We start from the raw sequence: 427 nt of genomic DNA, 5'->3' as shown, positions 1-427 counted from the left end.
GGGGATCGGGGCACACCGTCGGCGCGGGCCGCGGTGACGACCCAGCGGCGGGTGCGGCGCACGGTGCGAACCGTCCAACGACGCCCGGTCTCTGCGAGGAACCGGGCGTGGATTCCTGCCGCGTGCTGGGCGAAGTCGTAGTAGTCGATCCTGTGGTGCGCGAGCACGATGGTGCCGTCTCCCCGCAGGCGAGCGGCCATCTCACGCGCAACCCGGGCCATCTCTCGCGCTGAGAGGTAATACAGGATCTCGGCGATCACGATCACGTCATAGACGAGACGTGGCGGTCGACCGGGGAGCACGAGCAGCGATGCGCACGCACGAGGCCAGGCGGCGACGGCGCGTGCCGTCAGGTCGACCCCCTCCCTCGTGCCCTCGGTCGCATCGAGGCACAACGCCATCCTCGCGATCGCGGCACTGTTGGATC

The 427-nt window shown here is 69.8% G+C and carries 1 protein-coding gene; it reads right to left on the bottom strand.

Going from position 1 to position 427, the window contains the following annotated elements; all coding sequences use genetic code 11:
• Nucleotides 1-401 (bottom strand): class I SAM-dependent methyltransferase (locus AAIO73_RS20210; protein WP_345880591.1); only part of this gene is annotated, 401 nt, incomplete at its 3' end.
• Nucleotides 402-427: the final 26 nt, after the last annotated feature.

Source organism: Sphingomonas epibiotica, from assembly GCF_039615155.1.
In the GTDB taxonomy this organism is placed as follows: domain Bacteria; phylum Pseudomonadota; class Alphaproteobacteria; order Sphingomonadales; family Sphingomonadaceae; genus Sphingomonas.
The sequence above is the reverse complement of the archived record's forward strand: the minus strand, read 5'-3'. Positions and strand labels throughout refer to the sequence as shown.